The organism is Pseudomonas sp. YA1 (assembly GCF_058680555.1).
Map to the genome: position 1 here is coordinate 144336 of NZ_JBZWBG010000017.1, position 14308 is coordinate 158643.

General features: G+C 68.9%; 13 protein-coding genes. 6 read left to right on the forward strand and 7 right to left on the reverse strand.

Translation table 11 applies throughout. From position 1 onward, the window contains the following. Position 1: 1 nt before the first annotated feature. From aruR to AC4OR5_RS23400, 3 genes are all read right to left on the reverse strand, one after another. On the reverse strand, positions 2-736 hold the full coding sequence (aruR, locus tag AC4OR5_RS23390; RefSeq protein ID WP_003095718.1) for a two-component system response regulator AruR: 735 nt from the start codon (positions 734-736) through the stop codon (positions 2-4). A 117-nt stretch (positions 737-853) separates the two neighbouring features. Next, positions 854-1501, reverse strand: a complete 648-nt coding sequence (locus AC4OR5_RS23395) for a TetR family transcriptional regulator C-terminal domain-containing protein (protein WP_003095720.1) — start codon at positions 1499-1501, stop codon at positions 854-856. A gap of 76 nt (positions 1502-1577) precedes the next feature. Beyond that, positions 1578-2669, reverse strand: coding sequence for an ABC transporter substrate-binding protein (locus AC4OR5_RS23400; protein ID WP_003095722.1), 1092 nt, complete (start codon positions 2667-2669; stop codon positions 1578-1580). Between the two features lie 173 nt (positions 2670-2842). Between AC4OR5_RS23400 and AC4OR5_RS23405 the strand changes: the two genes are divergently transcribed. Then, positions 2843-4789, forward strand: a complete 1947-nt coding sequence (locus AC4OR5_RS23405; RefSeq protein WP_003123586.1) for an oxidoreductase — start codon at positions 2843-2845, stop codon at positions 4787-4789. Positions 4790-4866: 77 nt separating this feature from the next. Next, positions 4867-5466, forward strand: coding sequence for a helix-turn-helix domain-containing protein (locus tag AC4OR5_RS23410; RefSeq protein WP_058159947.1), 600 nt, complete (start codon positions 4867-4869; stop codon positions 5464-5466). A gap of 48 nt (positions 5467-5514) precedes the next feature. On the opposite strand, the gene waaA is transcribed toward AC4OR5_RS23410, so the two are convergent. Together waaA and AC4OR5_RS23420 are read right to left on the reverse strand one after the other, a co-directional pair. Further along, positions 5515-6792, reverse strand: coding sequence for a lipid IV(A) 3-deoxy-D-manno-octulosonic acid transferase (gene waaA, locus AC4OR5_RS23415; protein WP_003109887.1), 1278 nt, complete (start codon positions 6790-6792; stop codon positions 5515-5517). 35 nt (positions 6793-6827) lie between these two features. Continuing rightward, on the reverse strand, positions 6828-7712 hold the full coding sequence (locus AC4OR5_RS23420) for a LysR family transcriptional regulator (protein ID WP_003109888.1): 885 nt from the start codon (positions 7710-7712) through the stop codon (positions 6828-6830). A gap of 84 nt (positions 7713-7796) precedes the next feature. Here AC4OR5_RS23420 and AC4OR5_RS23425 point away from each other — a divergent pair, with 84 nt between their 5' ends. From AC4OR5_RS23425 to AC4OR5_RS23440, 4 genes are all read left to right on the forward strand, one after another. After that, complete coding sequence (locus AC4OR5_RS23425; RefSeq protein WP_003095735.1) at positions 7797-8129, forward strand: DMT family transporter; 333 nt, start codon at positions 7797-7799, stop codon at positions 8127-8129. A 60-nt stretch (positions 8130-8189) separates the two neighbouring features. Further along, positions 8190-9365 carry an NAD(P)/FAD-dependent oxidoreductase gene (locus AC4OR5_RS23430; RefSeq protein ID WP_003109889.1) on the forward strand — a complete coding sequence of 392 codons (1176 nt, stop codon included), beginning with the start codon at positions 8190-8192 and terminating at the stop codon, positions 9363-9365. Next, positions 9362-10174 (forward strand): aldo/keto reductase, encoded by an 813-nt coding sequence (locus AC4OR5_RS23435; protein ID WP_003095738.1) that lies wholly within the window; start codon positions 9362-9364, stop codon positions 10172-10174. The genes AC4OR5_RS23430 and AC4OR5_RS23435 overlap by 4 nt, the downstream gene beginning before the upstream one ends. A gap of 168 nt (positions 10175-10342) precedes the next feature. Next, positions 10343-11263 carry a hypothetical protein gene (locus AC4OR5_RS23440; protein ID WP_003114542.1) on the forward strand — a complete coding sequence of 307 codons (921 nt, stop codon included), beginning with the start codon at positions 10343-10345 and terminating at the stop codon, positions 11261-11263. A 24-nt stretch (positions 11264-11287) separates the two neighbouring features. On the opposite strand, the gene AC4OR5_RS23445 is transcribed toward AC4OR5_RS23440, so the two are convergent. Together AC4OR5_RS23445 and AC4OR5_RS23450 are read right to left on the reverse strand one after the other, a co-directional pair. After that, positions 11288-12496: an acyl-CoA dehydrogenase family protein gene (locus AC4OR5_RS23445; RefSeq protein WP_003095742.1), complete on the reverse strand. Its 1209-nt coding sequence runs from the start codon at positions 12494-12496 to the stop codon at positions 11288-11290. Between the two features lie 48 nt (positions 12497-12544). Continuing rightward, positions 12545-13834, reverse strand: a complete 1290-nt coding sequence (locus tag AC4OR5_RS23450; protein WP_003135655.1) for an acyl-CoA dehydrogenase family protein — start codon at positions 13832-13834, stop codon at positions 12545-12547. Between the last annotated feature and the right edge of the window lie 474 nt (positions 13835-14308).

A 14308-nucleotide genomic window follows, 5' to 3' on the forward strand; every position in this document is an offset into this window, starting at 1 on the left:
CTCAGGCGTCGCTGGCCGCGGCGGTGAACAGGTAGCCGGCGCCGTGGATGGTGATGATCAGTTGCGGTTCGGCCGGGTCGTCGCGCAGCTTGCGACGCAGGCGGCCGACCAGCACGTCGATGGAGCGATCGCTGGGCAGCCACTCGCGGTTGCGGATCTGGTCCATCAACTGGTCGCGGCTCAGGGTATGCCCGCTGTTGCGCAGGAAGGCGCCGAGCAATTGGAATTCGCCATGGGTGAGCAGGGTTTCGTTGCCCGCGTGGTCGATCAGGCGGCGCCGGTCGGCGTCCAGCAGCCAGTCGCCGAACTGCCTGAGGGCCTGCCGGGCGGGGCCGGCGCTGGCCTGGGCATGGCGCACCCGGCGGATCAGGTTCTTCGCCCGCGACACCAGTTCGCGCGGGTTCAGCGGCTTGATCACGTAATCGTCGGCGCCGCACTCCAGGCCGACGATGCGATCGATCTCGTCGTTGCGCCCGGTGATCAGGATGATCCCCACCTCGGAGCGCACCCGCAGCTCGCGGGTCAGGGTCAGGCCGTCCTTGCCGGGCAGGCGGATGTCCAGCAGCACCAGCTCGACCGGCTGGCCGAGATGGGCGCACTCGGCAAGGCAGGCTTCCGCCTGCTCGGCGTTGCCGGCGCAGAGGACGTCATAGCCCTCCTCGCCGAGATAGGCCTGGAGAAGCTCACGAATCACCGGGTCGTCGTCGACCACCAATACGCGCGGAACCATCGCCATCACCTTGCGCCTCCGGCGGGCCGGGGCGTTTCTTGTTCTGGGTTGTCGGACGGTGGGCGGAAGGGGCCGGGGCGCCTTCCGCTGCCAGCAGCAGCCTATCCACTACTGAACGGACGATCAACAAGCTTCCGTCGCACGCCGGAAGCGGCGATGGGCGCCCGCCTCCAGGCCATCCACCCAGGCCTCGCAGATCTGCACGCCCTGCCGCGGCGTGAAGGTCGCGGGATTCAGCCCAGACTCCAGCCACAGCCCGTCGAGCAGGGCGCTGAGGCTGATGGCCGCCAGTTCCGCGTCGAAGTCCGCCCAGCCGCCCTCCTCCGCCAGTTGCCGCAGCACGCCGACCAGCAGCGCCCGGTACTCGCCATAGGAATGGTCGTGGACCCGCCCGATCGCTTCGATGCTGCCCACCGCACCCCAGAACGCCAGCCAGGCGTCGAGCAATTGCGGATCGAGCAGCTCGGCGGAGAAGGATGCCTCGAAGAACGCCGAGAGCCGCGGGCGGGCGCCGCCCGGCGCGGTGTCGATGGCGCCGCGGAGCAGGCGCATGACGCGTCCGGTGACCGCCAGGTAGGCCTCGGCCACCAGCGCGTCCTTGCCATCGTAGTGGTGATTGATCAGGCCCACCGATACCCCGGCCTCGGCGCAGATCTTGCGCACCGAGGCGCCCTGGAAGCCATGCCGCTTCAGGCAGGCCAGGGTCGCCTCGATCAGCAGCGCCTTGCGCTGCTCTGGTTCCAGACGGGAAAAGCGCACTTCCTGGTTCATCCTTTCGCGGCTCCTGCTCGTCGCCCGCGACCACCGGCGGGCAGCCCCGATGATCGCAGGTTACGTGGCGCCCGTCTCACTGGCTGGCCCAGGCGTTGAAGCGCTCCTCCAGCTCCTCGCCATGCTCGACCCAGAATTCGTCGTCCATCGCCAGGCCCTGCTCCAGGTTCGCCGGCGCGGTCGGCACCCAGCTCGCCAGTTGCGCGGGCAGGCGCTGGGCGGCCTGGCGGTTGGTCGGCCCGTAGGGAATGTTCTCGACGTAGCGCACCTGGGCATCCGGGGCATTGGCGAAGGCGATGAAGCGACGCGCCTCGGCGCCGCGCTTCGAACCCTTGACCACCGCCCAGTAGTCCATGCCGTACAGGCTGCCCGGCCATACCAGGGCCAGGTTGCGCCCCGCGCGGTGGGCGTCGGCGATGCGCCCGGTGTAGGTGGACGTCATCACCACGTCGCCGGCGGCCAGCCACTGCGCCGGCTGCGCTCCCGCCTCCCACCACTGGATGTAGGGCTTGAGCTGGCCCAGCTTGGCGAAGGCACGGTCGGCGCCGGCGCGGGTCGCCAGCAGCGGATAGACCTGCTCGCGTGGCACGCCGTCGGCGAGCAGGGCGAACTCCAGGTTGTAGATCGCCCGCTTGCGCAGGCCGCGCTTGCCGGGGAAGCGCTGGACGTCCCAGAAGTCGGCCCAGGACGCCGGCGGCTGTTGCAGCCGGTCGGCGTCGTAGCCGATCGCCACGCCCCAGACCAGCGCGGCGGAACCGCATTCCTGGGCGGCATTGGCGATCAACTGCTGCTTGCCGCCGATGGCCTGCCAGTCCAGACGCTCGAACAGGCCGTCGTCGCAACCGCGCGCCAGATCCGGCCCCTCGACCTGGACCAGGTCCCAGTCGGCGTGACCGGTGTCGGCCATCACCTTGATCCGGGCCATCTCGCCGTTGTACTCGCTCTGCACTACGGGAATCCCGGTCTGCTGCGTGAACGGCTGGAAGAACGCCACCTCCTGGGCCTTCTGTCCGGCGCCGCCGTAGCCGACCACCACCAGGCCATCATCGGCCTGGACTGGCGCGAGGCCGCCGAACGCCAGCAGGACGGCGCCGAGCAGGACGCGGCAAGGAAAAACCGGATGCGGACGGGCGCTGGCCGCGCGGCGCAATGGAAAGGAACGGTTCATGTGCGTCTCCTCTTGTTCTTGTTGTGGAGTGGATCGCAGCGAGCCGCCGGGAAGCGGCCACGGGACAGAAACTATCCAGTCGATTTTAAAAAAACAAGTTGATTTTTTACTGATGGTAAATTCATATCCTGTTTCTGAAGCGCGCCGCGAGAACAACAAGAAGGACGCCAACCGTGAATTTCCCGCACCTGTTCAGCCCCCTGGAAATCCGGGGCAAACGCCTGAAAAACCGCATCATGTCGAGCGGCCACGACACGTCGATGCCTACCGACAACCTGGTCAACGAGCCACTCGTCGCCTATCACCGCGCCCGGGCCCGCGGCGGCGCCGGACTGATCGTCATGCAGGTGGCGGGGGTCCACGACAGCGCGCGCTACACCTCGCACGTGCTGATGGCCACCGACGATGCCTGCATCCCCGGCTACCGGCGGGTCGCCGAGGCCTGCCACGCCGAAGGCTGCGTGGTGCTGTCGCAGATCTTCCATCCCGGGCGCGAGATCATGGAGTCCGCCGACGGCCTGCTGGCGGTGGCCTATTCCGCCTCGGCCTCGCCCAACGAACGGTTCCGGGTGATGCCGCGCGAACTCGACCAGCCGCTGATCGACGAGATCGTCGCCGGCTACGCCGCCGCCGCGCGCCGCCTGCACCAGGCAGGGCTGGACGGGGTGGAGGTGGTCGCCAGCCATGGCTACCTGCCGGCGCAATTCCTCAACCCGCGGGTGAACCGCCGCACGGATGGCTACAACGGCGACCTCGATGCCCGCCTGCGTTTCCTCCGCGAAGTGCTGGCGGCGGTGCGCGCGGCCACCTCCGAGGACTTCATCGTCGGCCTGCGCCTGTCCGCCGACGAGCGCGACCCCGAGGGTCTCAGCGAAAGCGAGTCGCTGCAGGCGGCCGAGGCGGTCCAGGGCGAGCTGGACTACCTGCACATCGTCGCCGGTACTTCGGCCTCCCTCGGCGGCGCCATCCATATCGTCCCGCCGATGGCCATCGAGCCGGCTTACCTGGCCCGCGAAGCCGGTACCTTCAAGGCGCGCCTGGCGATCCCGCTGTTCGTCACCGGGCGCATCAACCAGCCCCAGGAGGCCGAGGCCATCCTCGCCCGAGGCCAGGCCGACGTCTGCGGCATGACCCGCGCGCTGATCTGCGACCCGCAGATGCCGAACAAGGCCGAGGCCGGGCGCAGCGACGACGTGCGCGCCTGCATCGCCTGCAACCAGGCCTGCATCGGACATTTCCACCGAGGCTATCCGATCTCCTGCATCCAGCACCCGGAAACCGGCCGCGAGCTGACCTACGCAACGCCCAATCCGGCCTCGCGGCGCAAGCGCGTGCTGGTCGCCGGCGGCGGCCCGGCGGGGATGAAGGCGGCGGCGGTGGCGGCACAGCGCGGCCACGAGGTAGTGCTCTGCGAGGCCGGCGCCCAGCTCGGCGGCCAGGTCAACCTGGCGCAACTGCTGCCGCGCCGCGCGGAATTCGGCGGCGCCTCCACCAACCTGCAACGGGAGATGCAACTGGCCGGCGTCGAGGTACGCCGCAACACGCCGGTCGACCGCGCGCTGGTGGAGCGCGAACGGCCGGACCTGGTGATCGTCGCCACCGGCGCCGAACCCTATTGGCCGCCTTTCGAGCGCGGCGGCGAGCTGCAGGTGGTGGATGCCTGGCAGGTGCTGCGCGGCGAGGTGCGGGTCGGTCGCTCGGTGCTGGTCACCGACTGGCGGGGCGACTGGATCGGCCCCGGTATCGCGGAAAAGCTTGTGCGCGAGGGCCACCAGGTGCGCCTGGCGGTGAACGGCACCCACTGCGGCGAGAGCCTGCCGCTGTACGTGCGCGACCAGTTGGCCGGCGAACTGCACCGCCTGGGTATCCCGGTCACGCCCTACGCCCGCCTGTACGGCTGCGACGATACCACGGTGTACATGCAGCACAGCGCCAGCGGCGAGGCGATGCTGTTCGAGGAGGTCGATACCCTGGTGCTATGCCAGGGCCACCAGCCGGTGGACCGACTGGCCGACAGCCTGCACGGCCTGGCGGAGGTGCTGCGGATCGGCGACTGCCTGGCCCCCCGCACCGCCGAGGAGGCGATCTACGAAGGGCTCAAGGCCGCCTGGAGCATCTGAGCGGCGCGGCCGCGGCTCCCTCGACGGGTCCCGGCCCAGCCCCTAGAATGCCGCAAACGCAGCCAGGACCCCGCCGCATGCCCCGCCCGTCACCGCCGGACGCCACCGACACGCCACGCAGCGAAACGCACTTCCTCGGCACCCGCATCCGCGGCCTGCGCAAACGCCGCGGCCTGACCCTGGCCGAGCTGGCCGCACAGAGCGAACTCACCGCCGGCTACATCAGCCAACTGGAACGCAACCTGGCGTATCCGTCGATTCCGGCGCTGTTCAACATCGCCCGCAGCCTCGGCGTGACCATCCAGTGGTTCTTCGCCAGCGAGGCCGCGGTGGACCCGGCGGACGCCGGCTACGTGGTGCGGAGCAACACGCGCATGAGCGTGCATTACGAAGACGGCATCATCGACGAACTGCTCACCCCGCAGCCCAGCCGCCAGTTGGAGATCCTCCACTCGCGTTTCCCGCCGGGCACCTACAGCCAGCAGAGCTACAGCCATGAGGGCGAGGAAGCCGGCTACATCCTCAGCGGAATCTTCGAACTCTGGGTCGGCGACCGCCATTTCCAGCTCCGCGAGGGCGACAGCTTCAGCTACTCCAGCCAGGAACCGCATCGCTACGGCAACCCAGGCGACAGCGATACCCTGGTGCTCTGGGTGATCACCCCGCCGACGTTCTGAAACGGCCTGTCGCGATGCAGGGCCAGGGGAGCGCCGACGGGGCGGGCGCTACCCGCCGCGCTCGAGCAACCGCGCCAACCCCGCCAGCAGCCGCTCCAGGGCGCCCTGGTTGTTGCGCAGCACCTTCTCTCCGGCAGTGGCCATGGCCGTCGCGACCTCCGGCTGCGCCCACAGGCGCGTGAGGCCGTCGCACAGCTCGCCGGCATCCGTCACCTCGAGCAGCGCCCCGGCGTCGCGCAATTGCGCGGCGATGTCGAGGAAGTTGAACAGGTGCGGACCGGCGAACACCGGCTTGCCCAGGGCCGCCGGCTCCAGCAGGTTGTGCCCGCCGTTGGGCACCAGGCTGCCGCCGACGAAAGCGATGTCGGCCAGGGCATAGAGGAACAGCAGCTCGCCCATGGTATCGCCGAGCAGCACCTGGGTCGCGCGTGCCACCGGCTCGCCGCCGGAGCGCCGGACCGTGGCGAAGCCTTCGCGGCGGCATAGCTCGTGGACGCCGGCGAAGCGTTCCGGATGGCGCGGCACCAGGATCAGCAACGCGTCGGGACGCGTTTCCAGCAGGCGCCGGTGGGCTGCCAGGACGATCTCGTCCTCGCCGGCATGGGTGCTGGCGGCGATCCACAGCGGTCGCGCCGTCGCGTCCCATTCCTCGCGCAGGGCGGCAGCGGCCAGCGGCAGCTGCGGGTCGATGCGCAGGTCGAACTTGATCGAGCCGGTCACGCTGACGCACTCAGGACGCGCGCCGAGACGACGGAAGCGCTCGGCCTCGGCCTCGGTCTGCACGGCGATCCAGGACAGCTCGGCGAGCATCGGCCGGGTCAGCCCGGCGAAGCGCGCGTAGCCACGCGCCGAGCGCTCGGACAGGCGCGCATTGGCCAGCGCCACCGGGATCCCGCGCACGGCGCAGGCATGGATATGGTTGGGCCACAGCTCGGTTTCCATGATCACCGCCAGGCGCGGCCGCACCCGGTCGAGGAAGCGCGCCGCCGCCCAGGGCAGGTCGTAGGGCAGATAGCAGTGCCGGACCTGCTCGCCGAACAATGCGCGGATGCGCTCCGAGCCGGTCGGGGTCATGCAGGTGACGGTGACCGGCAGCTGCGGATGGCGCTCCAGCAGCGCCCGCACCATCGGCGCGGCGGCGATGCTCTCGCCCACCGAGACGGCGTGCACCCAGATGCCGCCGGGCGGCACCTCGGGCAAGGACAGGGAAAAACGCTCGCCGATGCGCTTGGCATAGGCCGGTGCCTGGCGCGCGCGCCACCACAGGCGCAACGCCACCAGCGGCAAGCCGAGGTGGAACAGCAGGGTATAGAGGGTACGGTTCATGGGCGCGCAGCTTAGCAAAACTCCCGCCGACCGGCTCAGCCGATGGCGCGCAGGTGGCGGGTGAAGGTTTCGCCGAGCCAGGCCGCCGCCGGGCCGAGCACCTCGTTGCGCCGCCAGACCAGTTCGACCACCAGCGACGGCGGCGTCCAGTCGCTGGTCAGCTCCACCATCAGCCGATCGTAGGTGGGGTACTGCACCACGTGCCGCGGCAGCCAGGCCCAGCCGAGGTTGCGCATCAGCAACTCGGCCATGGAATAGAAGCTGTCCAGCCGCCACACCTGCGGGCTGATCTGCTCGCCGCCCGGATAGCCGCTCTGCTGGGGCACGATCAAAAGTTGCCGGTGCTGTGCCAGCTCGCGGCGACTGACCCGTTGCAGCCCGGCCAGCGGGTGGCCGGCGCCGCACACCGTGACCATCTCGACGCTGCCGAGGCGCCGCCGCTCCAGCGACTCAGGCATGCGCTCATGGTGGAACAGCAGGCCGAGGTCAGCCTGCTCCTCGAGCAAACGACGGGTCACGTCGCCCTGGCCGCCGCTGGACACCTGCACCTCCAGACTGGGAAAGCGCTGCGCCAGCGCTTCCAGGCTGTCCAGCACCGGCTGGTAGGGCATCGCCTCGTCCTGGGCCAGGCGCAGCCGCGGCTCCTCGCCGCGCGCCAGGCCCAGCGCGCGCCCCTGCAGGCGCTCGCACTGGCGCAGCACCTCGCGCGCCTCCGCCAGCAGCACCCGGCCCTCGTCGGTCAGGCGCGGCTGGCGTCCGCTGCTGCGTTCGAACAGGGTGACGCCGAGGTCCGCCTCCAGCAGCGCGATGCCGTTGCTCACCGCCGATTGCACCCGCTTCAGTTCGCGGGCGGCGGCAGAGAACGACTGGCGCTCGGCGACGCTGACGAACAGGCGGATCTGCTCCAGGTTCCACTGCATAACCTATCTCCAATACAGATAGGTAACGACTTTATCCCATCCGCCGGCTCCCTAGAATGGCCGCAGTTTCCGGAGGACGCCGCCATGACCAATTATCTCTACCTCGCCATCGCCATCGCCGCCGAAGTGGTCGCCACCACCTCGCTGAAAGCCGTCGCCGGATTCAGCAAGCCACTGCCGCTGCTGCTGGTGGTGGGCGGCTACGTGCTCGCCTTCAGCATGCTCGTGCTGGTCATGCGCACCCTGCCGGTCGGCGTGGTCTACGCCATCTGGTCCGGGCTCGGCATCGTCCTGGTCAGCCTGGTGGCGATGTTCGTCTACGGCCAGCGCCTGGACCCCGCGGCCCTCCTCGGTATCGGCCTGATCATCGCCGGCGTGCTGGTGATCCAGTTGTTCTCCCGCGCTTCGGGGCACTGAACGACCGGCGCGGGCGCAGGTTGTATACTGCGCCCTTTCCGTTCCCGATAAGGCAGCCCCATGCCCCAAGCCCTTTCCACCGACATCCTCATCGTTGGCGGCGGTATCGCCGGCCTCTGGCTGAACGCCCGCTTGCGCCGGGCCGGCTACGCCACCGTGCTGGTGGAAAGCGCCAGCCTCGGCGGCGGACAGAGCGTGAAGTCGCAGGGGATCATCCACGGCGGCGCCAAGTACGCCCTGCATGGCGCCCTGACCGGCGCCTCCGAAGCCATCGCCGACATGCCGCGGCGCTGGCGCGCCTGTCTCGGCAGCGACGGCGAACTCGACCTGCGGGGCGTGCGCCTGCTTTCCGAGGCGCACTACCTGTGGTCGCCGGGCGGCCTGGCCGGCAGCCTTACCAGCTTCTTCGCCAGCAAGGCGGTGCGCAGCCGGGTCGAGCAGGCCAAGGGCGAGGATTTGCCTCCGGCGCTGCGCGACAAGGGGTTCAAGGGCAAGGCCTACCGCCTCACGGAAATCGTCTTCGACGTCCCCGACCTGATTCGCCGCCTGGCGGAACTGGCCGGCGACAGCCTGCTCGCCGGCGAGCGCATCGAACCGCTGCGCGAAGGCCGGGAACTGGCCGGCCTGTGCGTCGACGGCCGGGAGATCCGAGCACAGCGCGTGGTGCTCAGCGCCGGTGCCGGCAACGAGGCGCTGCTCCGCGAACTGGGCCTGGAACAACCGGCCATGCAGCGGCGGCCGCTGCACATGGTGATGGTCAAGGCGGCGACCCTGAAACCGCTGTACGCCCACTGCCTGGGGGCCGGGCCGAAGCCACGGATCACCGTGACCACCCATCCGACCCGCGACGGCCAGTCGGTCTGGTACCTCGGCGGCGACATCGCCGAAGCCGATGGCGTGGCCCGCGACGAAGCCGCGCAGATCGCCGAAGCACGTCGCGAACTGGCAAAGCTGCTGCCCTGGATCGACCTCGGCCAGGCGCAGTGGGCCACCTTGCGGGTGGATCGCGCCGAGCCGGCACAGTCCAACCTGTTGCGCCCGGACAACGCCTTCCTCGCCGAACAGGGACGCCTGCTGGTCGGCTGGCCGACCAAGCTGGCGCTGGCCCCTGACTTCGCCGACCGGGTCTGCGCCCGCCTGGAAGAAGACGGCATCCGCCCCAGCGAACATGCCGCGCTGCCGCAACTGCCGCGTCCACCGCTCGCCGAACCGGCCTGGGAGGTGGCCTTCGCATGATCAGGGATACCCTCCACGACCTGCACCGCCCGCTGGGCGACACCGGCCTGGCCGTTTCGCCCCTGGGCCTGGGCACCGTCAAGTTCGGCCGCGACCAGGGAGTGAAGTACCCTTCCGGCTTCACCATCCCCGACGACCGCGAAGCCGCCGACCTGCTGGCCCTGGCCCGCGACCTCGGCATCAACCTGATCGACACCGCCCCGGCCTACGGCCGCAGCGAGGAACGCCTCGGCCCGCTGCTGCGCGGCCAGCGCGAGCATTGGGTGATCGTCAGCAAGGTCGGCGAAGAGTTCGTCGACGGCCAGTCAGTCTTCGACTTCTCCGCCACGCATACCCGGCGCTCCGTCGAACGCAGCCTGAAGCGCCTGGAGACCGAGCGGATCGAGCTGGTGCTGGTGCATTCCGATGGCAACGACCTGGATATCCTCGAGAACAGCGAGGTCTACCCGACTCTCGCCGCGCTCAAGCGCGAGGGCCTGATCGGCGCCTACGGACTCTCCGGCAAGACCGTCGAAGGTGGCCTGCGCGCCCTGCGCGAGGGCGATTGCGCGATGGTCACCTACAACCTGAACGAGCGCGCCGAGCGCCCGGTCATCGAGTACGCCGCGGCCCATGCCAAGGGCATCCTGGTGAAGAAGGCGCTGGCCAGCGGGCATGCCTGCCTGGGCGCCGGACAGGACCCGGTGCGCGCCAGCTTCGAACTGGTCTTCGACCAGCCGGGCGTCGCCGCCGCCATCGTCGGCACCATCAATCCGCTGCACCTGGCCCATAATGTCGCGATGGCCGCGCAAGCCCTGAAAAAGGCCTGAACCATACATCGGCTGCAACATCCGCGGGTTGACACCCGCGGTGCATTCCGCTGCCATGTTCCTCCCGAACGAGCCGTATCCTGCCTGCCGCCCTCGCCTCCGGTGGCCGGTGCATCGAACGTGAGCCTCCGTCCCGCCCCGGCGCGATGAACCGATAAGGAGCCCCGTATGCCCCGTATGCTCGCCCGCAAGGATCCGTCCGCCTTCAAGACCCTGCCGCTGCTGGTGGAGGCCTCCCCGGACGGGCTGGTCTACCAGGCCCTCGGCCTGCCGCTGAACTTCCAGCAGATGCTCGTACGCCGCCGCCGCATGGAGGTAGCCGACCCGCAGCGCTTCGTCGCCGAGCTGGCCAACCTGGGGGTCTCGGTGCGCTTGACCCTGAACTGGCAGGGCCGCGACTACTGGGTGCTGGTCCGTCAGCGCCGGCTGGACCGCGGCGATACCGTGCTCAAGCTGATCTCCGGCTACGTACCGGCCCACGAACTGAACCTGCCGCTGCTCACGGCGATCCAGGAAGTCGCCGAGGAATGCCTGGTGGAGACCGCCGGCGGCTGGCTCGGCGGGCGCTTCGGCGACACCTGGCTGCCGACGCCCTACCAGGGTTCGCTGCGCTACCGGGAGAACAGCCACTTCGTCCTCACCCCGCTGTCCGGCGCCGCCCGTCCGGTGCAAGCCGGCAGCCTGCGCTTGCTGGAGCGCCCACGCGCCTACGTACACCTGCCCACGGCCTCGCTGCAACTGGTCTACGACATGCGCCTGGAGCTGCCGCGCGATGCGCGCGAGCCGAGCCTCTACCATGTCGACGAGCGGCTCGAGAGCGGTCCGCTGGTGGCGCGCCTGGACCGTCGGCGCCCCGATCTCTACCTGCTGCCGCTGGACCAGGGCCGCCCCACCGGCGACCTGTTCACCCTGCGCAAGGGCCAGTTGCGCCCTGCGGCCACCCGCGGCCTGTGGTTGGCCGAGAGCTTTGCCGTACAGGACGGCTGGCTGGTGCATGAGGAACGCATCCGTTTCCGCGACTGGCTGGCACTGTGGCCATCCAGCAACGGCGACCAGGCCGGCGGTGGGCGCGACCGCGCCAGCGCCTGAACCGGGCGGGCTTTGCCGCCCTTTCTACTTCAACTGGCTGGAAGACTTGCCGAGCAGGCGGCGAGCGACGATGAGCAGCTGAATCTGCTGGGTGCCCTCGAAGATGTCGAGGATCTTCGAGTCCCGCGCCCACTTCTCCAACAGCTCATCCTCGGCGTAGCCGAGGGCGCCAGCCAGCTCCACGCACTTCAGGGTGATCTCGTTGGCCACCCGTCCAGCCTTGGCCTTGGCGATGGACGCTTCCTTCGAGTTGGGCAGCTTGTTGTCGGCCATCCATGCCGCCTTCAAGGTCAACAGGCGCGCTGCCTCCCACTCCGCCTCCAGGCGATAGAGAGTGGCCTCGGCGTGGCTGACGGTGAGCAGCGGTTTCCTGTAGTCGAACTTGCAGCCAGCCTTCTTCAGCAATTCGCGGGTCCGGTCCAGCGCCGCCTTGGCCACCCCGACGGCCATGCCGGCCACCAGCGGGCGGGTATTGTCGAAGGTCTCCATGACCCCGGCGAAACCCTTCTGCACGTCGACCTCGGCGTTGCCCAGCAGGTTCGCGGCCGGCACCCGGCAATCATTGAAACTGATCGAAGCGGTATCCGAAGCCTTGATCCCGAGCTTCTTCTCCAGGCGCGTCACGGTCATCCCCGGCGTGCCCTTCTCGACCACGAAGGACTTGATCGCCGCCCGCCCCAGGTTGCGGTTCAGGGTGGCCCAGACCACCACGGCATCGGCCCGCTCGCCGGAAGTGACGAAAATCTTCTCGCCGTTCAGTACATAGTGGTCGCCATCCTGGGTCGCGGTGGTGCGAATCGCCGCCGAGTCCGAGCCGCAGCCCGGCTCGGTGATCGCCATCGCCGCCCAGGTGCCGCCGAAGCGCTGCAACTGCTCCTCGTTGGCCACCGCGGCGATCGCCGCGTTGCCTAGCCCCTGGCGCGGCATGGCCAGGAGCAGGCCGACGTCGCCCCAGCACAGTTCCATCACGCCGAGCAATGCCGACAGGTTGCCGCCGTTCTTGATGCCCTCCTCTACCTGCTTGCCGGCGCGCTTGCTCGCCGAGGTCGCGCCGACAGCCTCGGGCGAGCCGCTGTTCATGCCGTCCAGCAAGGCCGCGAGCAGGTCCAGCTCCTTCGGATAGGCGTGTTCGGCCTTGTCGTACTTGCGCGAGATCGGCCGGAAATAGTTTTCTGCGACCTGATGCGCCTGGTTAGCCAGGCTGCGGAATTTCTTCGGGGTTTCCAGGTACATGTCGATTCCTCGTTCACTCGTCGCGGCGGACCGCGCACTCGCTCGGGTTCACAGGTGCAGGCCGCCGGCCATCAGCGCTACCGCGCGCAGGTCGCGGTACCAGCGCTCGGCCGGATGCTCCTTGGTGAAGCCGTGGCCGCCGAGCAGTTGCACGGCGTCGGTGCCGATCTTCATCGCCTTCTCGGCGCACAGCAGACGCGCCAGGTAAGCCTCGCGCTGGAACGGCTGGCCGCGCTCGGCCAGGGCGCAGGCGCGCCAGACCATCAGGCGCATGGCGTCCAGTTCGATGGCGATGTCGGCGACCATGAAGGCGACCCCCTGGCGATGGCTGATCGGCTCGCCGAAGGCCTCGCGCTCGTTGCAGTAGGCGATCACGTAGTCCAGCGCCGCCTGCCCGGTGCCCAGCGCCAGGGCACACCAGGCCAGGGCCGCGTGATCGAGGAAGGCCCGGTAGTCGAAATGCTCGGCGGCCAGGCGGTTGTCCGCCGGCACCTTGACGCTCTTCAGGCGCAACCGGGCGGTGCCGCCGGCCTTCAGTCCCATCGCCGGCTCGGCACGTCGCTCGACGCCCTTGGCGGAGGCTTCCACCAGGAACAGCGCAGGCCCCTCGTCGGTCTTCGCCGCGACGATCAGGCGGCTGGCCTCCAGGCCGCGCAGGACCAGGCATTTCTCTCCGGAAAGCAGGTAGTGACTGCCCTTGCGCCGGGCGCGGGTCGCCAGTTTCTGCGGGTCGAACAGCAGACTCGGCTCGTTGACCGCGATGGCTGTGAGCGGCGCCCCCTCTTCGCTGACGAACGCCGGCAGCCACTGCGCCTGCTGCGAGGGGCTGCCCCAGCGGCGGATGCAGTTGGCCGCCGACAACGGCACCAGCAGGGCCGCCGCCAGCGACAGATCGCCCTTGGCCAGGGCCTCGGCGATAAGGGCAGTGGTCACCGTGGTGCGCTCACCGGCCATGCCGCCGTGCACCTCGCCGACCCCATAGTGGGTCAGGCCCAGCTCCAGCGCCTGGTTGAGCAGTTCCGCCGGCAGGCTGGCCTCGGCATCCGCGTCATGAGCCAGCGGACGCAACACCTCCAGGGCGAAGCCTTCGAGCATGTCCACCAGCATCTGCTGGTCGTCGGAGAACGACAGGTCGAACAACCCGTCCGGATCGGCCTTGCGCGGTCCCTTCGCCTGCTTCGCCGAACGCTCGCTGGCCAGGCGGAAGCCGGTACGGCTGCCGCTGTAGAGCAGCTTCTCGAAGGGTTTGCGAAGATTGAAGCGATCCGGCCAGTCGGCCTGGGCGACACGGTTCAGTACAGCCAGGGCACGGCCCTGTACATCGGTGCTCATGGGCATCTTGCTCCACGCAGGATGGGATGCCCGGATCATGCGCCGCCGCATGGGCAGCGCCTATGACCGTCTCGCCGGGAAAACTTGTCAGACCAGCCAGTCACCTGCCCGGATAGGTCGGCATTCTGCCGGAACCCATCCCTCAGAACAGCGGATTCTAGCCGTGGAAACTCAGGGAAAGCAGAAAGGCGCGCGCTGACTTTACACTTCTTAACACTCTTTAAAGCTTTGAAGATGACTTGCCCGACGTCCACGGCATTTAATTCTCAGATTGGGCAAGGATAATCACGAATATCGGTCACCTGAGGTATCCCACCCGCCGAAACCAAAACCAATCGGTAGGAATTTTCTTTAAAAGCATGAGGGTGTGCAGAATTTTGTGTAACCGGGGTTAGGGTTACTGCTGCGGCAGGCGGTCTTCGTAGCTGATCGTAAAGCGAGTCAGCGCCGCCTTCCAGTCACGGATCGGCATCGTCCATT